20 protein-coding genes, 1 tRNA gene and 2 rRNA genes are annotated in these 20,880 nt (G+C 68.8%); 2 read left to right on the top strand and 21 right to left on the bottom strand.

The genetic code is table 11. From position 1 onward, the window contains the following. The first annotated feature begins 73 nt into the window (after nucleotides 1-73). Nucleotides 74-805 carry a dienelactone hydrolase family protein gene (locus CA982_RS17370; RefSeq protein WP_086536581.1) on the top strand — a complete coding sequence of 244 codons (732 nt, stop codon included), beginning with the start codon at nucleotides 74-76 and terminating at the stop codon, nucleotides 803-805. Between the two features lie 15 nt (nucleotides 806-820). Here CA982_RS17370 and CA982_RS17365 read toward each other — a convergent pair whose 3' ends face one another. Then, on the bottom strand, nucleotides 821-1,294 hold the full coding sequence (locus CA982_RS17365) for a DUF6389 family protein (RefSeq protein ID WP_086536517.1): 474 nt from the start codon (nucleotides 1,292-1,294) through the stop codon (nucleotides 821-823). Between the two features lie 59 nt (nucleotides 1,295-1,353). On the opposite strand from CA982_RS17365, the gene CA982_RS17360 reads away from it, so the two are divergent. Continuing rightward, nucleotides 1,354-1,893, top strand: a complete 540-nt coding sequence (locus tag CA982_RS17360; protein WP_086536516.1) for a hypothetical protein — start codon at nucleotides 1,354-1,356, stop codon at nucleotides 1,891-1,893. A 76-nt stretch (nucleotides 1,894-1,969) separates the two neighbouring features. Here the strand turns inward: CA982_RS17360 and CA982_RS17355 are convergent. The 20 genes from CA982_RS17355 to CA982_RS17260 form a co-directional block, all read right to left on the bottom strand. Further along, nucleotides 1,970-2,043: transfer RNA gene (locus CA982_RS17355), tRNA-Pro, on the bottom strand. Nucleotides 2,044-2,193: 150 nt separating this feature from the next. After that, complete coding sequence (locus CA982_RS17350; RefSeq protein ID WP_086536580.1) at nucleotides 2,194-2,457, bottom strand: GlsB/YeaQ/YmgE family stress response membrane protein; 264 nt, start codon at nucleotides 2,455-2,457, stop codon at nucleotides 2,194-2,196. Between the two features lie 50 nt (nucleotides 2,458-2,507). After that, nucleotides 2,508-3,947 (bottom strand): ribosome biogenesis GTPase Der, encoded by a 1,440-nt coding sequence (gene der / locus CA982_RS17345; RefSeq protein ID WP_086536515.1) that lies wholly within the window; start codon nucleotides 3,945-3,947, stop codon nucleotides 2,508-2,510. Then, complete coding sequence (gene cmk, locus CA982_RS17340) at nucleotides 3,944-4,657, bottom strand: (d)CMP kinase (RefSeq protein ID WP_086536514.1); 714 nt, start codon at nucleotides 4,655-4,657, stop codon at nucleotides 3,944-3,946. Before cmk ends, der begins: the two co-directional genes overlap by 4 nt. Further along, nucleotides 4,654-5,589 (bottom strand): pseudouridine synthase, encoded by a 936-nt coding sequence (locus CA982_RS17335; RefSeq protein ID WP_086536513.1) that lies wholly within the window; start codon nucleotides 5,587-5,589, stop codon nucleotides 4,654-4,656. Before CA982_RS17335 ends, cmk begins: the two co-directional genes overlap by 4 nt. A 6-nt stretch (nucleotides 5,590-5,595) precedes the next feature. Beyond that, the gene (gene scpB, locus CA982_RS17330) at nucleotides 5,596-6,357 is read right to left on the bottom strand and encodes an SMC-Scp complex subunit ScpB (RefSeq protein WP_086536512.1); all 762 of its coding nucleotides are present in this window, start codon (nucleotides 6,355-6,357) and stop codon (nucleotides 5,596-5,598) included. Next, the gene (locus tag CA982_RS17325; protein ID WP_086536511.1) at nucleotides 6,354-7,232 is read right to left on the bottom strand and encodes a segregation and condensation protein A; all 879 of its coding nucleotides are present in this window, start codon (nucleotides 7,230-7,232) and stop codon (nucleotides 6,354-6,356) included. Before CA982_RS17325 ends, scpB begins: the two co-directional genes overlap by 4 nt. Further along, on the bottom strand, nucleotides 7,229-8,176 hold the full coding sequence (locus tag CA982_RS17320) for a ParA family protein (RefSeq protein WP_086536510.1): 948 nt from the start codon (nucleotides 8,174-8,176) through the stop codon (nucleotides 7,229-7,231). Before CA982_RS17320 ends, CA982_RS17325 begins: the two co-directional genes overlap by 4 nt. Before the next feature lie 146 nt (nucleotides 8,177-8,322). Further along, nucleotides 8,323-9,243: a site-specific tyrosine recombinase XerD gene (gene xerD / locus CA982_RS17315; protein ID WP_086536509.1), complete on the bottom strand. Its 921-nt coding sequence runs from the start codon at nucleotides 9,241-9,243 to the stop codon at nucleotides 8,323-8,325. After that, nucleotides 9,240-9,875: an NUDIX domain-containing protein gene (locus CA982_RS17310; RefSeq protein WP_086536508.1), complete on the bottom strand. Its 636-nt coding sequence runs from the start codon at nucleotides 9,873-9,875 to the stop codon at nucleotides 9,240-9,242. The genes xerD and CA982_RS17310 overlap by 4 nt, the downstream gene beginning before the upstream one ends. A 6-nt stretch (nucleotides 9,876-9,881) precedes the next feature. Next, entirely contained in the window at nucleotides 9,882-11,681 is a 1,800-nt protein-coding gene (locus tag CA982_RS17305; RefSeq protein ID WP_086536507.1) for a CTP synthase, read from the bottom strand. Nucleotides 11,682-11,824: 143 nt separating this feature from the next. Then, nucleotides 11,825-12,760, bottom strand: coding sequence for a copper transporter (locus CA982_RS17300; RefSeq protein ID WP_086536506.1), 936 nt, complete (start codon nucleotides 12,758-12,760; stop codon nucleotides 11,825-11,827). 3 nt (nucleotides 12,761-12,763) lie between these two features. After that, nucleotides 12,764-13,951 carry a putative cytokinetic ring protein SteA gene (gene steA / locus CA982_RS17295; protein WP_086536579.1) on the bottom strand — a complete coding sequence of 396 codons (1,188 nt, stop codon included), beginning with the start codon at nucleotides 13,949-13,951 and terminating at the stop codon, nucleotides 12,764-12,766. Nucleotides 13,952-14,053: 102 nt separating this feature from the next. Continuing rightward, nucleotides 14,054-15,808, bottom strand: a complete 1,755-nt coding sequence (gene recN, locus CA982_RS17290) for a DNA repair protein RecN (protein WP_086536505.1) — start codon at nucleotides 15,806-15,808, stop codon at nucleotides 14,054-14,056. Nucleotides 15,809-15,810: 2 nt separating this feature from the next. After that, nucleotides 15,811-16,833 (bottom strand): NAD kinase, encoded by a 1,023-nt coding sequence (locus CA982_RS17285; RefSeq protein ID WP_086536504.1) that lies wholly within the window; start codon nucleotides 16,831-16,833, stop codon nucleotides 15,811-15,813. Nucleotides 16,834-16,909: 76 nt separating this feature from the next. Then, nucleotides 16,910-17,797 (bottom strand): TlyA family RNA methyltransferase, encoded by an 888-nt coding sequence (locus CA982_RS17280; protein ID WP_086536578.1) that lies wholly within the window; start codon nucleotides 17,795-17,797, stop codon nucleotides 16,910-16,912. Between the two features lie 46 nt (nucleotides 17,798-17,843). Further along, entirely contained in the window at nucleotides 17,844-18,074 is a 231-nt protein-coding gene (locus CA982_RS17275) for a hypothetical protein (protein ID WP_244176340.1), read from the bottom strand. Between the two features lie 71 nt (nucleotides 18,075-18,145). Next, nucleotides 18,146-20,413 carry an HAD-IIA family hydrolase gene (locus CA982_RS17270; RefSeq protein ID WP_086536502.1) on the bottom strand — a complete coding sequence of 756 codons (2,268 nt, stop codon included), beginning with the start codon at nucleotides 20,411-20,413 and terminating at the stop codon, nucleotides 18,146-18,148. A gap of 132 nt (nucleotides 20,414-20,545) precedes the next feature. Continuing rightward, nucleotides 20,546-20,662 (bottom strand): 5S ribosomal RNA (gene rrf, locus CA982_RS17265). A gap of 124 nt (nucleotides 20,663-20,786) precedes the next feature. After that, nucleotides 20,787-20,880: ribosomal RNA gene (locus CA982_RS17260) — 23S ribosomal RNA — on the bottom strand; the annotation flags it as partial.

Below are 20,880 nucleotides of genomic sequence, written 5' to 3'. Positions count from 1 at the left end.
CGCTACGGAGTCACGGTCGGACGATAGGTCGTCCGGGGAGCGCCGTATGAGCGCACACCCGAAAGGCACGACCATGCACTTCACCTCTGAGACCCACCTCGTCGACGACGTCGTCGAACGCGACTTCGTCGTCGGCGACATCCCCGGCACCCTGTGGATGCCCGCGACGACCTCGCCACCCGTTCCGCTGATCCTGCTCGGGCACCCCGGCGGTCTCGAACAGATGTATCCCCGGTTGGCCGCCCGGGCGCGGCGGGCCGTGGCCGACGGCTTCGCCGCGGCGACGATCGAGACTCCCGGCGGTGGTGACCGTCCGACGTCGATCGCCGCCGAGCAGGCCCGTGCCGATCTGCGTCGGGCGCTGCAGGCGGGCCGTGAGGTCAGCGCCGACATCGTCGACCGGCTCGTCCTGCCCCTGGTCGAGCAGTCTGTTCCGGAATGGCAGATGGCAATGGACCGACTCCTCGCGCTGCCGGACATCGATGGGCCGGTGGGTTATTCCGGAGGCGTCATCTCCGTCGGCGTCCGGCTGGCCCGGACCGAGCCACGGATCGGGGCCGCGGTGCTGTTCGCGGGGAGTTTCATCCCGCGAGCGATTCTCGACGAGGCCCGGCGCGTCACGATTCCCCTGCACGTGCTGCTGCAGTGGGACGACGAACACAACGACCGGCAGGCCGCGCTGGACCTCTTCGACGCGTTCGGTTCGACGGAGAAGAGTCTGCACGCGAACATGGGTGGACACACCGGCGTCCCGGCGTACGCGGGTGAGGACGCCGCCGGATTCTTCGTCCGCCATCTGAGTTGATTCGGGCGCCGAGCGTCAGATCGTGGAACCGGTCACGTTCCCGTTGCCGCTCGGCCCCACCGGCCGTCGGTCGAGCGCGCCTGCACCCGAACCGATTTCCCACTCCAGCGGCCCATTCGGGATCAGCGTGTCGAGCCACGTCGCCACGACATCGACGATCGTTTCCGCCAAGTCGTCGCGCGACCACCCGCGCGGTCGCGACGGCACCGCCGGTTCCCAGCCGATGTCGCCCCATTCGACGCCGAACAGTCGTCTTTCGTCGTCGAATCGCCGGTCCAGCACGGATGCGTCGGCACCCTCGAATCGCGCCCAGACATCGAACGGACCTTCGCCGTCTTGGTCGACGAACACATCGATCGTCACACCGTCGACCTTCACCCCGGCGGCGTCGGACGCCGCGCCGCCGAGGCGTTCCAACGTTGCTGCGACATCGGCGGATCGCGTCGCCAGGATGTGTGCCAGGCTGCGTCGGTACTCGGCTGCGTCCACGCCACGAGCCTATGTTGGGTCGACCCCAATCGTTCACGGAGTGTCTTACTCTCATCGTCATGACGAACCTCGACGCCCTACGCCTGGGCGGCGAACCCACTCGGACGCACATCGACTTCACGGCACTCGAGGGGTTCTCCTTCGACGACGGTGGCGGGTTCCCGCCGTCCTATCGCGACTTCATCCGCCACTCGGGATGGGCGCGCACGTTCGGTCTGTGGCTCGTGTACCCGCCGGTCCTGACAGGTTTTGCAGACGGATTCGTCGGGCGCGGAGGGCAACTCACGCGCGCATTCCAGGCTGCGTACAGGGACGGGCGGAACGAGGATTTCGACTGGATGATCGAACCCGACGGCAGCTGGGAACTCGTCGAGTCGCTGGCAGTCTTCGGTTGGAGCGAGAACGGCGACGCACTTCTCTGGAACACCGCGGCGCGCGGCGCACAGGGTGAGTTCCCGATCTGGGAATCCGTACACATGGACACGATGCATCGACGCGGGACGGATCTGATCGAGGTCCTCGATGGTCTGCGCAGCCGGGCCGGCGCGCTCGCTGACGGCGTCGTCGACATCCAACCGCTCCCGCCGACTCGGGTCTGACCGCGACGAGCGCAGCCACTGTGCGGTCGGCGAACAGAACAAAACCCTGATGAGCAACGCTCATCAGGGTTTTCTGTCGGGCTGACAGGATTTGAACCTGCGACCACTTGACCCCCAGTCAAGTGCGCTACCAAACTGCGCCACAGCCCGTTGCTCCCTGGAGAAGCGGAGCGATGTAAAGCCTAGCCGACGAGCACGGTCCCGAACCAATCGCCTGGTCAGGCCTCATTTCGGGCCGGTGGTCAGATGTAGTGTGTCGTTGCTCCTGCCGCTACGAAGCGCTACATCTGACACCGGCTGCTAGACGGCCGAGCGCTTCTTGAACCAGATCCACCCGGCGGTCACCAGGACCGCGCCCACGAGGGAGCCGATGATGCCGCTCGGGCGGAGTTCGAGTCCGTCGCCGGAGAGCAGACTGATGAGCAGTCCGCCGACGAAGGAGCCGACGATGCCGGCCACCAGGGCGAGACCCCAGTCGACGGTTCGCAGGTTCTTGCCGCCGAGGAGGATCTGCGCGAGGGCGCCGATGACCATGCCGAAAACGATGATTGCCAGGATGAGCACGAGACGCAGTATCTCACAGCGGGTGTCGTGCGCCACAGACAGACGGCAGTTCAGCGCTTGCGGCGTTGCTCCCGCTTGTCGCGGACACGGACATTGACCCGGACCGGCGAGCCGTCGAAGTTGAACTCCTCGCGCAGGCGCCGCTCGAGGAAGCGGCGATAGCCCGCCTCGAGGAAGCCGGTGGTGAACAGCACGAAGGTCGGCGGTCGGACCGAGGCCTGGGTCGCGAACATCACGCGCGGCTGCCGGCCACCGCGCAGCGGCGGCGGGTTGGCGGCGATGACGTCCTTGAGCCAGCTGTTCAACGGGCCGGTCGAGATGCGCTTGTCCCACGAGTCGAGCGCGGATTCCAACGCGGGCACCAGCTTCTGGACAGCCCGGCCCGTCGACGCCGAGATGTTGACCCGGCGCGCCCACGGCACGCGCGCCAGCTCGCGGTCGATCTCCTTGTCCAGCTGGTACCGACGATCCTCGTCGACGAGATCCCACTTGTTGAAGGCGATCACGAGTGCGCGCCCGCTCTCGATGATGAGCGACAGCACCCGCAGATCCTGTTCGGTGATCGGTTCCGACGCGTCGATCAGCAGGATCGCCACCTCGGCCGCGTCGAGCGCCGACCGCGTCCGCAACGACGCGTAGTACTCGTGTCCGCTCGCGGTCCGCACCTTGCGGCGCAGACCGGCGGTGTCGACGAAGTTCCACGTCTTGCCGCCGAGTTCGACGAGCTCGTCGACCGGGTCGACGGTCGTCCCGGCGACGTTGTCGACCACGGACCGCTCGGTACCGGTCAGCTTGTTGAGCAGCGAGCTCTTGCCGACGTTCGGCTTGCCCACCAGCGCGACGCGACGGGGGCCACCGAGAGTCGGTGCCTCCCGCGGGGTCTCGGGCAGTTTGTCCAGGATGATGTCGAGCAGATCGCCGGCGCCGCGGCCGTGCGCGGCCGACACGGGATACGGCTCGCCGAGCCCCAGCGACCACAGGGACGCGGTGTCGGATTCGAGGCGCTCGCTGTCGACCTTGTTGGCACACAGGATGACCGGGGTCTTGGAGCGTCGCAGGACCCGCGCGACGGCCTCGTCGGTCGCAGTCGCGCCGACCGTGGCGTCGACCACGACGACGATCGCGTCGGCGGTGCGCATGGCCAACTCGGCCTGCGCGGCGACGGCCTGCTGCAGCCCCTTGGCGTCGGGCTCCCAACCACCGGTGTCGACGACGGTGAACCGGCGGCCCGACCACGAGGCCGCATACGACACACGGTCGCGGGTCACGCCCGGGATGTCCTCGACCACGGCTTCCCGACGGCCCAGGATGCGGTTGACGAGCGTCGACTTGCCGACGTTGGGTCGTCCGACGATCGCCACCACCGGCATGTGTTCGACGCCGGACGCGTCGTCGGCGCCCCCGACGTCGGTCAGCTGCCAGTCGGATTCGTCCGACCACGTGCCGTCACCGGGCAGCGCCGTCAGGTCGTCCGAGTAGTTGTCGCTCACCGTTCCACAGCTCCGATCCGGGTCGAAACGAGGCCGCTCAGTTCCTCGAGCACCTCGTCGAGGGTCTTGTCACTGGTGTCGACGACGGTCGCGTCGTCGGCCGCACGCAGCGGGGAGACCTTGCGCGTCGAGTCGAGGTGGTCGCGCCGGTTCACACTCGCCAGCACGGCGTCGTAGTCGCTGTCGCGTCCGCCGGCCAGGTTCTGCTTGTGCCGCCGCTCGGCGCGCGCCTCGGGTGTCGCGGTCAGGAAGATCTTGACGTCGGCCTCGGGGAACACCACCGTGCCGATGTCGCGACCTTCGACGACCACGAATCGGCCTTGCGCGTTCTGCTGTTGCAGCGCAACCAGTTTGGTGCGCACCTCGGCGACCGCCGACACCGCCGACACGGCGCTGGTGACGTGGTCGGTCCGGATCGGCCCGGAGACGTCGCGGCCGTCGAGGAAGACCTTGGCGCCGTCCCCGTCCGGGACGAGCTCGATGTCGACCCCGGCGACCACGCGGGCGATACCGGCCGGATCATCCAGCGCCACACCGGCGTCGAGAACGGCCAACGTCACCGCTCGGTACATGGCACCGGTGTCGAGGTAGCTGGCCCCGACCTTCGCCGCGAGCAGTTTCGACACCGACGACTTGCCCGTGCCCGCCGGACCGTCGATGGCGACGACATGCGTGGTCCCACCTGCGGACTCCGGCGCTGCGTCGCTCACAGGCCGACCGCCTTGTACAACCCACCGACCTCGTCGCTGCCCAGGACACGGAGGCTGCCCGGGCGCTGCTCGCCGAGTGCCACCGAACCGACATGTGTGCGAACCAGTTTCACGACGGGGTAGCCCACCTCGTCCATCATCCGGCGCACCACCCGATTGCGGCCCTCGTGCAGCGTGATCCGTACCAGCGACTGTCCTTCGTGGACCTCGATCACGGTGAACTTGTCGACCGTCACCGGGCCGTCGTCGAGTTCGACTCCCTCGCGCATGCGCCGTGCGATCCCGCGCGGCACCTCCCCCTTGAGAGTCGCGAGGTAGGTCTTGGGCACCTCGAAGGACGGGTGCATCAACCGGTGTGCGAGCTCGCCGTCGTTGGTCAGCAGCAGCAGTCCCTCGGTGTCGGCGTCGAGACGGCCGACGTGGAACAGCCGCTGCCCAGCCATGACCCGCTCGGCGACCACGTCACCGACGCAGGGGCGGCCCTGGTCGTCGGACATGGTCGACTGCCAGCCCTTGGGCTTGTTGAACGCCAGGTACTGACGGGTCTCGTCCATGATCACGCGCGCACCGTCGACACGGATGATGGCGGTGTTCGGATCGATCCGCAGACCCTGCTCGGTGACGATCTCCCCGTCGACCTCGACACGACCGGCGGCGATCAGTTCTTCGGCGCCGCGTCGGGACGCCACCCCGGCCTGGGCGAGCACCTTCTGCAACCGGACGCCGTCCTCGACGTAGTTGGCGCCGGCGCCCTGGTTCTCATCGGCGGGCGTCTGGTGGCGCGCCGGCCGTGCGTTGTTGAGCCGGATCCTGCCCACTTCGGCGTTCGGCTTCGACGACCCCTTGCGGTGGGTCTTCTTGGTTCGCGGCTGTTGTGCGGGCGCGCCCTTGCGGCGTTTTCCCGGTGAGCCATCTCGGCCAGCGGATGCCATGTTCTCTCAGTCCTGTGAGTCGGTGGTGGTGCCACCGTCGATGATCAGTTCCTTCGAGTCTGACGGTTGAGAGGACAGTTTGGCGAATCGGGGATCCGACAGCAGTTCCTCGTCGAGGTCGTCGATGAGGTCCACATCGGGCAGCAGCGGAGCCAGATCGGGCAGTTCGGCCAGCGACGCCAGGCCGAGGCGCTCCAGGAACAGCTCGGTGGTGGCATAGGTCGTCGCGTTCGTGGTCGGTTCGGTGCCGACCTCGTTGATCAGCCCACGTGCGACGAGGGTGCGGATCACGCCGTCGACGTTGACGCCGCGGATGGCGCTGACGCGGGCTCGGGTGACCGGTTGCCGGTAGGCGATGACCGCCAGGGTCTCGAGGGCCGCCCGGGTGAGCTTCGACCGTGCCCCGTCGAGCAGCAGTCGCTCGACGTAGGGGGCGTACTCCGCTCGGGTGTAGTAGCGCCAGCCGTCGCCGGCGAAGCGCAGATCGAAACCGCTGCCCGCCGCGGTGAGCTCCGACGACATGGCGTTGAGCAACTCCCGGACCCGAGTGCGATCCTGGTCGACCGCGTTGGCGAGTTCGTCGGTGGTCACCGGGGTGTCCACGACGAGCAGCACCGCCTCCAGCGCCGAGCGCAGCCGATCGTCGTCGAGGTACTCCCCGTCGCCGTGCAGAGCCGTCTGCTCGGGTTCGTCCGGGCCCGGATCCTCCCCACCGGTCGTCCGGGTCGTCGGGTCGAGGATCTCGACCTCGGGAACCTGGTCTGTCATCCGTAATCCTCTGCCTTGTCGATGCGCAGGTCGTCGGCGCCGCGTTCGCCCGTCCACATCACCGCCAGGTCCTCGAGCGCCACTGGCTGTTCGAAGGCGACGGCCCGCTCGCGGAACAGCTCGAGCAACCCGAGGAAGCTGCCGACGATCTCCAGCCCGTTCGCACAATCGGCAGTCAGTTCGCGAAAGCTCAGCCACGTCCCCGAGGCCGCGCTCAGAAGCGAGGCCATCCGACGCGCCTGGCCCGGGACGGACACCTTCTGCACGTCGTGGAGGTGGTCCAGACCGACGGTCGGTACCGGACGCGGCGTCAGCCCCGCTGCGGCGACCTGGGCGAAGCCGTCGGCGTCGACGCCGAGGGTCACCTCCGGCAGCAGGTCCTCGAACCGCTTCTCCAGCGAGACCGCCCGTGGGTAGCGCTGCAGGGCGGCGGCCTCGAGTTCGCCGAACAGGGCGGCCACCTGCTTGTACGCGCGGTACTGCAGGAGTCGGGCGAACAACAGGTCCCGCGCCTCGAGCAGGGCGAGGTCCTCCGGGTCGTCGACCTCTCCGGAGGGCAGCAGGCGGGCCGCCTTGAGATCCAGGAGCGTCGCGGCGACGACGAGGAACTCGGTCGTCTGGTCCAGACCCATCTCCGGACCCAGCTCGCGCGTGTAGGCGATGAAGTCGTCGGTGACCTCGTGCAGCGCCACCTCGGTCACATCGAGGCGGTGCTGCGAGATCAGGTTCAGCAAGAGGTCGAACGGGCCCTCGAAGTTGCGCAGCTTCACCCGGAAGCCGGGCTCCTGGGCGACCTCGGTCGAGTCCTCCCCCGCCGGCAGATCGAGGTCGGGGGTCGCGGCGTCGGGCGGCGCCTGCTCCGTGCCGAGCGTCATGCGCCTTTGACGTTGCGGGCGATGACCTCGCGCGCGAGCGCCCGGTAGGCCTTCGCGCCGGCCGACCGCGGCGCCCAGGACGTGATCGGTTCCCCGGCGACGCTGGTCTCCGGAAAACGGACTGTTCGGGCGATGACGGTGTCGTAGACGGCGTCGCCGAACACCTCGACGACGCGCGCCATCACCTCGCGCGAGTGCAGCGTGCGGGCGTCGAACATGGTGACCAGGATGCCGCCGAGGTCGAGGCGCGGGTTGAGACGGTCGCGCACCTTGTTGATCGTGTCGGTGAGCAGCGCCAGTCCGCGGAGGCTGAAATACTCGCACTCCATCGGGATGAGGACGGTGTCCGCGCAGGCCAGCGCGTTGACGGTGAGCAGACCGAGCGACGGCTGGCAATCGATGAGGACCACGTCGTAGCGGTCGAGCACGGGGTGCAGTGCCCGGCCGAGCGATTGCTCGCGGCCCACCTCGGTGACCAGCTGGATCTCCGCCGCGGACAGGTCGATGTTGCTGGGCAGCAGGTCGAGTCCGTCGACGCGGGTCCGCATGAGGACCTCGTCGGTCGCCACCTGCGGCGGCACGAGCAGGTTGTAGACGGTCTGTTCCAGTTCGTGGTGCGGCACACCGAGACCCGCGGACAGGGCCCCCTGCGGATCGAGGTCGACGAGCAACACCCGGCGACCGTATTCGGCAAGCGCCGCACCGAGATTGATGGTCGACGTCGTCTTGCCGACGCCGCCCTTCTGATTGCAGACCGCGATCACCGTGGCGGGTCCGTGGCGGTCGAGCGGAGCCGGTTCGGGCACGTCGCGGTACGGCCGCCCGGTGGGGCCGATCTCGTCGGCGTCGTGCTCGGCTTCCTCGGTGTCGTTCCCGGGCGACACCTGGATGCTGTACTGATCTCCCGGACGGGCGCCAGACCGCGGTGCGCTCGGAGTGGTCACGTGTCCGCCGCTCCCTTCGCTGTTCGATGCCGATGCCGCCAGTGTTCGGTGGTGCGGCCGTCCGCCCGTCGGCGGCCGAACCTCGTATCAGCCTAGGACATCTGCCCGATCATTCCGGCGTCGGCGCGCCCGAGGCCATTCGAGGGTCAGCGGGCCCTCGGATGCGCGACGGCATAGACCTCGCGCATCGTGTTCACCGTCACGAGTGTGTACACCTGCGTGGTCGTGACCGACGCATGCCCCAGGAGCTCCTGCACGACGCGGACATCGGCACCGCCGTCGAGGAGGTGGGTCGCGAAGCTGTGCCGCAGCGTATGAGGCGAGACCGCCTTGTCGAGCCCGGCACGTTCGGCGGCGGTGACGAGCACCTGCCAGGCGCTCTGCCGCGAGAGCCGGCCGCCTCGTGCGTTGAGGAACAGCGCGGGCGTTGCCCGCGACACCAGCGCGGGCCGCCCGCGGACCAGATACGCCTCGAGCGCGTCGACGGCGGGTCCGCCCAGCGGGACCAGGCGCTCCTTCCCGCCCTTGCCCCGGAGGCGAACCGCACGCATGTCGTCGAGATCGAGATCGTCGATGTCCAGCGAGGTGGCCTCGGAGATCCGCGCCCCGCAGCTGTAGAGGAACTCCAGCAGCGCGCGGTCGCGCAAACCGCGCGGGTGGTCGTCGGCACCGGCGGCGTCGAGGATCGCGAGCACCTCGTCCACCGGCAGTGACTTCGGCAGTCGGCGTGCGGCACGCGGCGGCCGGACATCGTGCGCGACGTCGGTCGCCACGATCCCCTCGTCCACCGCGAACTTGTGAAAACGCCTGGTGGCGACCAGCGTTCGCGCGATCGAACTGTCGGCGAGCGGCGCGAAGCCGGCGTCGGCGTCACCGCGCCGCAACTCCACGAGGAATTCGCGGATGTCTTCCTCGGCCACCGCGTCGAGTGCGGAGATCCCCCGGCGGTCGAGGTACCGCCGATACCGCTCGAGGTCGCGTCGATACGACGAGACCGTGTTGGCCGCCGCACCCCGCTCCACCGTCAGATGGTCGAGGTACCGCGAGATGTCGGCGGCCAGGGTCACGACCGGCGGTCCCGACCTTCGGCGCGACGGTCGCGTAATGCGGTCGGTTCGTCCGGCCAGGGTGCGTCGACACCGCGCAGGGCGATCGTCGAGTCACGGGCGGCCGCCGCGGCCAGGATGCCGGCGACGCTGGTCGCATTGACGATCTCCCCCGCGAACACCTGGGCGACCGCATTGTCGAGCGGCACCCATTCCACCGACATGTCGGCTTCCTCGTCGACGCGTTCGGCCGCGTCGAGATGGTGCAAGCCCTCGGCGAGGTACAGCCGCAACGCCTCGTCGGTGAAACCGGGTGAGAGCGCGAGGTCGACGAGGACACGCCATGAGTCGGCGGCGAGGTCGGTCTCCTCGGCCAATTCGCGTTGCGCGGCGGCCAGGGGCTCCTCGTCGGCCTGGTCGAGGAGCCCGGCGGGCAACTCGAGCAGCCGGTGACCGAGGGGATGGCGGTACTGCCGCACCATCGCCACGCGACCGGCGTCGTCCCGTGCCAGGATCGCGACCGCCCCGAAATGCTCGACGACCTCACGCTCGGCGACGCGTCCACCCGGCATCTCGACATCGTCGACACGCAGGGTGATGATCGCGCCGTCGTACACCGTCCGGCTGTCCTTGACCTCGAAGTCGTGGCCCAAAACGGGTCAGCCCCTGCCTGCCGACTCGTCGAGCGCGGCCTCGCCGAGACCGGCCACCGGCTCCACCGTGACCGCGTTGACCGCGGCCACCGCGTCGGCGGGGGCGTCGTTCGACTCGTAGTCGTCACCGAGGTCGACCGGAAGACGCTCGGCGGCCTTGTACTTCAGCGCCGCCTCGATGAACGACCGGAACAGCGGGTGCGGCCGGGTCGGCCGGCTCTTGAGTTCCGGGTGCGCCTGGGTGGCTACGAGATACGGATGGACCGACTTGGGGTACTCGACGAACTCGACGAGGTGCCCGTCGGGTGAGGTACCCGAGAAGACGAGTCCGGAATCGGCGATCTTGTCGCGGTAGGCGTTGTTGACCTCGAAGCGGTGACGGTGACGCTCGGACACCTCACGCGTCCCGTACGCCTCGGCGACGACGGACCCGGCCTTCAGCACGGCGTCGTAGGCCCCGAGTCGCATGGTGCCGCCCAGGTCGGCGTCGCCGGCCACGGCGTCGGCCTGATCGGCCATGGTCGAGATCACCGGGTGCGGTGTGTCCGGGTCGAACTCGGTGGAACTCGCCTCGTCGAGCCCGACCGACCGGGCCGCCTCGATGACCACGCACTGCAATCCGAGACACAGGCCGAGTAGCGGAATCCCGCGCCGGCGTGCGTATGAGATGGCCCCGACCTTCCCCTCGATGCCGCGGATGCCGAAGCCGCCGGGGATCAGGATCGCGTCGACGTCACCGAGCGCGGCCTGCGCACCTGCCGGAGTGGCGCATTCGTCGGACGGCACCCACTTGAGCTCGGTGCGCGCCTTCCAGGCGAAGCCGCCGGCCCGGATGGCCTCGGTCACCGACAGGTAGGCGTCGGGCAGGTCGACGTACTTGCCGACCAGTGCGACGCGGACGGTCTCCCGCGGCTCGTGGACCCGGCGCAGGAGTTCCCCCCACACCGTCCAGTCGACGTCACGGAACGGCAGGCCGAGCTTGCGCACCACGTAGGCATCGAGGTGCTCGCTGTGGAGCACCTTCGGGATGTCGTAGATCGACGGGGCGTCAGGCGTGGAGATCACGCCGTCGAGCTCGACGTCGCACATGAGCGCGATCTTCTTCTTGAGCCCCTCGGGCACGTCGCGATCGCAGCGCAGGATGAGTGCGTCGGGCTGGATGCCGACATTGCGCAGCGCGGCGACCGAGTGCTGGGTCGGCTTGGTCTTCAACTCCCCCGACGGCGCGAGGTAGGGCACGAGCGAGACGTGCAGGAAGAAGACGTTGTCCCGACCGACGTCGTGGCGCACCTGTCGCGCGGCCTCGATGAACGGCAGCGACTCGATGTCGCCCACCGTGCCACCGATCTCGGTGATGACCACATCCGGCACCTCACCGTCGGCGTCGGGTTCGGCCATGGCCAGGACCCGAGACTTCAGTTCGTCGGTGATGTGCGGGATGACCTGGACGGTCTCGCCGAGGTACTCGCCGCGTCGCTCCTTGGCGATGACCGTCGAATACACCTGTCCGGTGGTCACATTCGCCGACTGCGAGAGGTTCCGGTCCAGGAAGCGTTCATAATGTCCGACGTCGAGGTCGGTCTCGGCACCGTCCTCGGTGACGAACACTTCACCGTGCTGGAACGGGTTCATGGTGCCCGGATCGACGTTCAGATACGGGTCGAGCTTCTGCATGGTGACCCGGAGGCCCCGCGAGGTGAGAAGCTGACCCAGGCTGGAGGCCGTGAGGCCCTTGCCCAGTGAAGAAGCAACGCCACCGGTCACAAAGATGTGCTTGGTGTCGTGTACATGGCGAAGTGGTCGCAAAAGAAGTGTCTCCCGTCGGCCGAATCGGGGCCGATGCCCTGATTACCTACGGGACTCCAGGGTAACACCACCGGCGCCCGACGCCGCACCGCCACACCGCGCGCGGGCGTGGCGGTACTCACGTGCGGGCGGCGAGCCCGTCGTCAGGCGGCCGGACGCCCATCGGCGCCGACGGTGATCGCAGTGGCCCCGGCTCCGGTGCCGTAGGCACCGGTCGTGCCGTCCACCTCGGCGGCCAGCGCGAGGATCGTGGTGATGAGACCGGTCGGCTGGTCGACGTTGTCGACGGTCGAGACGGCATTGGCCAGCGACGGATCCGAGCGGACGATGGCGATCGGCGATCCGCCCGAGGCCGAACCCGTGCGCCCGACGAGGACTCCACCGACACCGCGTGCGGACATCGCGGCGGCGAACCGGCCGACGAGAGCGCCCTGCGCACCCGAGTCCGGACCGAATTCGTCGCCGGTGACGACGACGACCAGGTCGGTCGGGGTGATGGCGTTGTCGGCATAGTCGATGAACCCGCCGTCACGCAGCGTGCCGAGACCCGTCCGACGATCACCGGACGACGCCGGCCGGGCCGTCTCGTTGGACAGCACGAGCGCGCCCAGGAGGTCACCCACCCGACCGCCGGAATCGGTCAGTTCGGCGCGGAGCATCGTGCCCGGCGGAATGGTCTGGTCGACGATCGTCCGCAGTTCCTCGGACTTGCCGTCGGTGAGCAGCGCGTCGGTCAGGGCGAGTTGCCCGCCGAAGCGGGCCCCGGCACCCGAGATCGACTCCTTGACCGCATCGACGTCGGATTCCGCCGCGTTCGGTGCGGTCACCACCAACACGGACCGCCCCTTGAGCCTGTTCGCGATCAGTCGCGGCGCGATGGCATGGTCGAAGCTGTTGGACGCGTTGAGCTTTGCGTTGAGGTCGTCGCGCTCGTTCTCCAGGTCGCCGATGCGGTCGCGACTCGTGCCGGTCATCGAGTTGACACGGTCACCGACGAAACCCGATCCGAGGAAGAGTCCCAGCGCCAGCGCGAGGAAGACCGCGACCAGCGAGATCGCATGCTGTCGTAGCGAGATCATCGGCTACCTGTTCCAAACCTCTCGTGCCCAGTCGAGCAGCGCATTCCACTGCAGGACGATCCAATCGGTGATGTCGGTGCCCGCGTTCGACAACATCACGGCCGCGATCACGGCCACCAGCGCCGCGAGGACGACACAGGCGATGGCAGCGCCGGAGACCCGGCTGCGGTACAGCGTGGCGACGGCCTTCGCGTCGACCAGCTTCTGGCCGACCTTGAGTCGCGTCAGGAACATCGACGGGTTGCTCTCCCGACGCGACCGGTCGAAGAAGTCGTCGAGCGACCCGGGGTAGCCGACGGTGACGATCAGGTCGGCACCGTGGTAGTCGGTGAGCAGGAGCGCCAGGTCGCCGGCCGACCCCGCGGCCGGGAACGTCGTGGCGCCGATGCCGAGGTCCTGGATGCGTTCGAGCCCGGTCGCGTGGCCGTCGGTGTCGGCCGGAAGCACCAGCTGTGCACCGGATTTCAGTGTCGCCGTCTTCATGGTCTCGGGATCGCCGACGACGATCGAGGGTTTGTACCCGGCCTTCATCAGGGTGTCCGCACCGGCTCCGACACCCACCATGACGGGCTGGTACTCCTTGATGAACGGTTTCAGGGAGCGGAGGTCGGCGGCACGGTCGGCGCCTTCGCCGACGATGACGACATGACGGCCCGCGACGTCGACATCGATCTCCGGCACGCCGACACCGTCGATCAGCAACGGCGACTCGCTGCGGATGAACTCGATGGTGTTGCCCGAGAACGCCTCGAGGTGGTCGACGAGACCTGCCTTGGCGCCGATCATGATGTCGGCGATGTCGCGCTCGTCGAGTTCGGTACCGAGTGCCAGCCGTCGCTCGCCGACGTACAGCCGGTCGTTGTGGACCCGCACCTTCGCGCCGTCCTTGACCCGCTTGAAGATCTCCGGACCCACGTCGTCGAGCAGCGCGATGCCGGATGCCACCAAGACCTCGGGTCCGAGGTTGGGGTAACGGCCGGTGATCGACCGCGAGGCGTTGACGACGGCCACCACGTTGGCCTCGACGAGAGCATCGGCGGTCACGCGGTCGAGGTCGACCTCGTCGAGGATGGCGATGTCGCCCGGCCCGACGCGGTTGAGCAGCCGTTTCGTGTTCTTGTCGATTCTGGCGATACCGGTCACGCCAGGCAGTTCTTCGGTGTTACGCGCGAGCAGTGCAGGCATCTTCATGACGGCCATGATCGGCCGACGGCACGCCTCAGCCGGGGAGGCGCGCCGTAACAGGAGCAACTTTTGTCACACAAGCACCATGTGTTTCACCGCCCGTCGCGGTCAGTCGGCGGCGCGTTCCGCCTCCGCGGTCGCCAGCAGTTCCTCGGCGTGGGCCCGCCCGGTGTCGGACTCCCCCAGGCCCGCGAGCATGCGGGCCAACTCCGCGACCCGCTCGTCACGATCGAGCGTGCGCACGCTGCTGGTGACCAGCGCCCCCTTCTTGCTCTTGCCGATGACCAGGTGGTTGTCGGCGAAGGCCGCCACCTGGGGAAGGTGGGTCACCACGATGACCTGGTGCGCCCGGGCCAGCCTCGACAACCGTTTTCCGATCTCGACCGCCGCGCGTCCACCGACGCCTGCGTCGACCTCGTCGAAGACCATCACCGATCCCGACGTCGGTGCGGCGAGCACGACTTCGAGCGCGAGCATGACCCGCGAGAGTTCGCCGCCCGACGCCGACTTCGCGATGGGCAACGGGGTCGCGCCGGGATGGGCGACGAGCGCGAACTCGACCTTGTCCGCGCCGTCGGCGCCGGCGTGCACCGAGGTGCCGCCGACGGTGACGGCGAGCCGGTCATCGGGCGACGCCGGGTCCGGGTTGACCGCGACCGCCAGCGCCGAGTCCCCCATCGCCAGCCCCTTGAGCTCACGCGACACCTTGTCGGCCATCGACTTGGCGGCCTTCGCGCGCAGCGTGTGGAGTTTCTCCGCCGCGGTCTGCACCGTGTCCCGGGCAGCCGCCGCGGCGACCTCGAGCTCCTCGATCGAGGCACGGGGGTCCTCGATCTCGGCCAGCCGGGCCTCGGCCTTGCGGCGCCAGTCGATCACCCCGTCGACGTCGGGTGCGTACTTGCGGACCAAGGTCTTCAGCTCGGCCTGACGGGCGAGCAACTTGTCGAGCTCCTCGGCGTCGGCCGGCAGGCTCGAGGTGAACGCGGTCAGTTCGGCACCGACATCGGTGATGACGGTGAGCGCCTCGGCCACGCGGGGCACGAGGTCGCGCAACGTGTCGTCCGCCGCGGTCTCGAGAAGGGTCCGCACCGTTCCGAGACCTTCGATGACCGACGACCCCGAATCGCCGGCGACGAGGTGGTGGGCCTGATCGGCGGCGCCACGGATGGACTCCAGGTCGGAGAGCCGGCGGATGGTCGCGGTCAGCTCCTCGTCCTCACCGGGCACCGGATCGACGGCCGCGATCTCGTCGATGCCGAACCGCAGCCGGTCCGCCTCCTGCGCGAGTTCGCGGTGATTCGCGCGCCGGACATCGAGCTCGTCGAGCAATTCCACCCAGGCCGATCGGGCCTTGCGGTACGACTCGAGCGCCGAGGCGGCCTTGGGTCCGGCGAAGGTGTCCAGGGCGGCACGTTGATGTTCGGGGCGGAGGAGACGCAACTGATCGTTCTGGCCGTGGATGGCCAGGACCGCCGTGGTGAGCTGGCCCATCACGCCCACCGGAACCGACCGCCCGCCCAGATGTGCACGGGAGCGTCCGTCGGCGCTGACCGATCGGACCGCGATGACGGTGTCGTCGTCATCCAGCTCGGCTCCGGTGGAGTCCAGGATGTCGGCGACGACCGGATCCCGCTGCGCGGCGCCGTCGCCCGCGAGCCGAAACCGGCCCTCGACGATCGCCTTGGCCGCGCCGGTCCGGACCCGCGACGCGTCGGCACGTGCACCCGACAGCAGGTGCAGGCTGGTGACGATCATCGTCTTACCCGCGCCGGTCTCGCCGGTGAGCACCGTGAATCCGGGATGGAAGCGCGCCTGCGCCTCCTCGATGACACCGAGACCGGTGATGGAGATCTCTTCGAGCACGCCTATGCCTGCCTCCCTCGCCATCCCGTGACCGGGAGGGCGAACTTGGTGACCAGTCGGTCGGCGAACGGATCGGAGTCGATCCGGATCCAGCGCACCGACCGTTCGCTGCGCACGACCTCGACGCGCGCTCCGGCGGGCACGTCGAGGGCACGCCGACCGTCGCACAGCGCCAGCGCCGACCGTCCGTTCTTGTCCACCTCCACCGCGATCCGCGATCGGGGACTGGTGACCATCGGCCGCGCGAAGAGTGCGTGGGCGTTGTTCGGCACGACCAGGATGGCCTCCAGATCGGGCCACATCACCGGCCCGCCCGCGGAGAAGGCGTACGCCGTGGACCCGGTCGGCGTCGACACCAGCACGCCGTCGGCGCCGAAGGCCGAGACCGGCCGGCCGTCGACCTCGGTCACGAGCTCGAGGACGCCGTTGTTGCTGGTGTTCAACACCGCGACCTCGTTGAGGGCCCAGCTGCACGCGGTCGGCGGATCCGGGTCGGACGGGTCGACGATGGCGATGTCGAGGGTCATCCGCGGTTCGATCCGGTAGTCCCGGGCGATCAGCTGGTTCATCACCTCGTCGACGCGGTGTGCCTCGGCCTCGGCGAGGAAACCGATGTGGCCGAGGTTGATACCGAGGACGGGGACCTCGGCGGGATACGCCAGCTCGGCGGCCCGCAGGAAGGTGCCGTCGCCGCCCAGGACGATGACGAGCTCACATCCTTCGGCCGAGGCGGACTCGGCCGTGGTGACCTCGACGACGGCGCCGAGTGACCGCAGGTACTCGGGATCGACCGGCACGTTCGGGGGACGGGGCGACTCTCCCTCGTTGTTCCGGTACAGCACATCGTGATCGGGGGCGTCACGGTCGAGCGTGTCGTGATCGACCACGCGGAGGGCGACGCCGGCGCCCGCACAGCGTCGCGCGATCGCCTCGATGGTCTCGAGAACGTTCTCACGTCCGGTGTGGGCGACCACCAAGAACTCACGGGCGCCGGGGTTGTGGTCCGGCACCGAATCGTCGGTCACTGGTGATTCCCTCCATCGAAGTGCGGTCTGGGAAGAGTGCGGTGTCGGAGAGCGGCGACGCCTCCGACCCGAGTGGTCAGCGCGGACCCGCGGCGACCGCTTGTTCGATCATGGCCCGGAGTTCGTCCGGGGAGCCGGTGGTGCGATCCGCGGCGGTCGAGTCCGACCGGTCGACCCTATCGCTCTGCCCCGACTCCCCGCCTGTCCGGTGGGCCCGCTCGTTGTGTAGCCAGAGAAAGAACTCCACGTTCCCCGACGGTCCGGGCAACGGGCTCGCCACCACGCCACGGGTCCGTAGACCGTGGGAACCGGCTTCGGTCGCGACCGCCAGCACCGCCTCGGCACGCAGTTCGGGGTCGCGGACCACGCCGCCCGAACCCACCCGGTCCTTACCGACCTCGAACTGCGGCTTGACCATCGGCAACAGGTCGGCGCCCGGTGCGCAGCACCGGGCCAGCGCGGGAAGCACCAGCCCCAGCGAGATGAACGACAGGTCGGCGACCACCAGGTCGACCGGTCCGCCGATGGCATCGGGCTCGAGGTGTCGGACGTTGGTCCGGTCGTGGACCACAACGCGCTCGTCGTTCTGCAGACGCCAGATCAACTGTCCGTAACCGACATCCGCGGCGACCACTTCACGGGCGCCGCGCCGCAGCAGAACATCCGTGAAACCGCCGGTGGACGCGCCGGCGTCGAGGCACCGACGCCCGTCGACCGTGAGCCCCTCCGGCTCGAAGGCCTCGAGGGCCCCCAGCAGTTTGTGTGCTCCCCGCGACGCCCAATCGTCCCGCGGGCCCTCGTCGACGACGATGGGGGTGTCGCGGGTGACGCCGGTGGCCGCCTTCGAGGCGACCGTCCCGTTCACCCGGACCGAACCGGCATCGACGAGTTCGCGCGCCTGCTCGCGCGAGCGCGCCAGGCCCCGGCGGACGAGTTCGGCATCGAGCCGTGCTCTGGTGGCCACGGTCAGGACCGCGCCCACGCTGACGGCGTCGGGTTTCCGGGCCGGGTCATCGGCGGTCGACGGCGTCGAGGGCAGCGGTCAGCGAGTCATGCGCCTGCTCGAGAAGCCCGGCCTGCCGTTCGAGTGCCGCGAGGGAGAACGTGTCGCCGACCGACTCACGGATCTCGTCGACCTGCGTGAGTATCCCGGCCACCTCGGCCTCCACGTCGGGCAGTTCCCCGGCCGCGTCGGCGGGGCCGAACCCGTCGGCCACCGGATCGAACTGCCGACGTGGCATCCCACCCGGGGTGGGCCGGGACGGACCTGGGTCAGCCGGAGAGGCGGTCGGGTGAGTCATCGTGCACCACGCTAGCCGACGAGTGTGACACCGAGAGATTCGAGCTTCGTCCTCGCGACGCCCTCCGCGACCACCCGCAACTCGGTCGGGTCTGCGGAGCCGGCATCCACCGCCGACCACGTGACCGCGGCGAGTGCGGGCACCAGACCGGCCACCGCGCCCGAACCGGCGACCCGCACCGTCGAACCGTCGACCTCGATCTCCCACCCGGGCTGGTCGGCCACCCGCACGGCCTCGATGTCGACGAACAGGCCGGCGAGATCCTCGAGAACATAGGTGGGCCGCTGTTCCGGCGGAGCAGCCAGCAGATCGTCGACGGTGCTCACACCTGTGAGGACCAGCGCGCTCTCGATACCGACGGCATGCCCACCCTCGATGTCGGTGTCGAGTCGGTCCCCGACGACCAGCGGTGCACTCGCTCGGGCGCGCGCGATCGCGTCCGCCATCAACGGGGCGGCGGGCTTGCCCGCCACCATGGGCTCCTTGCCCGTCGCATTGCGCAGGGCGGCGACCATCGAGCCGTTGCCCACCAGCAGGCCACGCTCGGACGGCAGGGTGGCGTCGACATTCGTCGCGATCCACAGCGCGCCGGCCCGGATCGCGAGCGCGGCCTCCGACAGCTGTGCCCACCCCGTGCCCGGCGAATGACCCTGGATCACCGCGGCGGGCCGGTCATCGGCACTCCGCGTGACACCGACGCCGACCTCGCGGACCTCTTGTGCCAGACCGTCGGTACCGATCACGAGTGCTCGCGAGCCCGGTTCGAGATGTTCCGACAACAGTCGGGCACCCGACTGGGCGCTTGTGACGACAAGCTCGTCGGTCGCCTCGAACCCGAGTTCGCGCAGGTGCGCGGCCACCTCGGACGGGCGTCGGCTTGCGTTGTTGGTCACGAAGTATCGCGGTATGGCCAGCCGCGCCAGTGCGTCGAGGGCATTCGGCAGCGCACGGTGGCCGGCGAACACGGTGCCGTCGAGGTCGAGCAGAAGCGCATCATGACGATCGACGAGCGTGACGACATCGCCGGTGTCCCCCGCAACGGACGCGTCCGAGGTCGACGCCACCGAGGTCGACGCCACCGAGGTCGACGCTTCCGAGACGGGTGGTTCCGATGCGTCTTCCAGTGTGGTCAGCGGATTCGGCACGCCTTCCACGATCGTCGACTCGGCGACGACCTCGTGGGTGGGCACAGTCTCCGCATCGGCACCGGGACCGGCCTCATCCTCGTCCACGTGCACCGCGCTCTCGGGCGGAGTCGACGTCTGCGACAGGTCGGCGGTACCCGCAACGGTCTCGATGTCACGAGGAAGCGTGTCGGCTTCCGGATTGCTCGTCGCCGGCTCGACGGATGACTCACCAGGCGCCGCCGGCGCCTCGGTGTCCGGAGCGGGCGCCGCGCTGGGTTCGACGTCAGTGACAGGTACAGGCCGGGAGTCGATATCGGCAGCAGCACCGTTCACCGGCCGGGCATGGCCCGGCACGTCGTCGTCGGCCAGTTCGGTGAGGCGGAATTCGGCGTCGGTCACGTCGTCGACGTCGGCAGCAGCGGCGTTCATGAACCAGGTGATGGCGTCGTCTCGGCGGCCGGCCGCCTCGAGTGCAGACGCATACGCATAGAACAGACGAGCCGGACCCGTTCCGAGCTGCCCCGGTGTGAGATTCTCGGCCTGCAGGGTGACGACCGCCTTCTCGGGTTCACCCAGATCCATCCGGGCTCCCGCTTCGACGATCCGCATCTCCGTGGCGTCCTCGCCCGTCAGCGACCGTCCCTCGTCGCCTCGGGCGATCTCGACGGCGCGCTCGGGCCGCCCCAGCCCGCGTTCGCAGTCCGCGATGAGCGGCAGCAGGGCAGGGTTGCCGGTGATCCGCTTCGCGGCCCGGAGCTCCGTCGCCGACTCCTGCCACTCACCTGCGTTGTAGGCGGCGATGCCCACGGTCTCGCGGACGACGCCCACCCGTGACGCACGAGCGCGAGCCGCCCGCGCGTGCTCAAGCGCCTGCGCGGGATCCTCGAGCAGGATGCGCGACACCATCACCAGGTGCCGTGCGACGATCTCGGCGTTGGCCTTGTCGAGGGTCAGCAGATCACGACGCACCTCGGGGTCGAGGTCCGATGCCGCCACGTCGTCGGGCAGCGGCGGACCAGGCTGCCGGCTGCCACGATCAGACCCCCGGTCACGCCCCGGACGATCAGGACGGCCGCCTCGGCCGCCGTCGCGTTGTCCGCGGGTGTCCCGCTGGCCGCGCCCTTCGCGACGCGGACGATCACGATCACTCATAGCTGCCAATCTATGCTCTCGAACCTTGCTGGGAAGCGCCGACCGGCGAGTACGCCGGTGTGGCTGACACACGAGAAAGACCCCGTACCCGACGAAAGAAATTCATCGAATACGGGGCCTTTCTGAAATTGTGTTCGGCGGTGTCCTACTCTCCCACACTGATTAGGGTGCAGTACCATTGGCGCTGGAGGGCTTAGCTTCCGGGTTCGGAATGGGGCCGGGCGTTTCCCCTCCGCTATAGCCGCCGTAACTTTATGAAACAACCACCACACTCAACAGGTTGTCTGTTTATTGTGTGTTGTTTCAGAAGTACATAGTGGATGCGAACACCAACCGACAATCTCTGACGAGTTGTGGTGATGTTGTGGGTGTTGTTGGTAAGTCCTCGGCCGATTAGTACCAGTCACCTGAACACATTGCTGTGCGTACAGTTCTGGCCTATCAACCCCATGGTCTGTAGGGGGCCT

Source organism: Gordonia lacunae, from assembly GCF_002149015.1.
Lineage (GTDB): Bacteria > Actinomycetota > Actinomycetes > Mycobacteriales > Mycobacteriaceae > Gordonia > Gordonia lacunae.
Note: the sequence above shows the minus strand (reverse complement) of the source record. Positions and strands in the feature narration are given on the sequence as shown.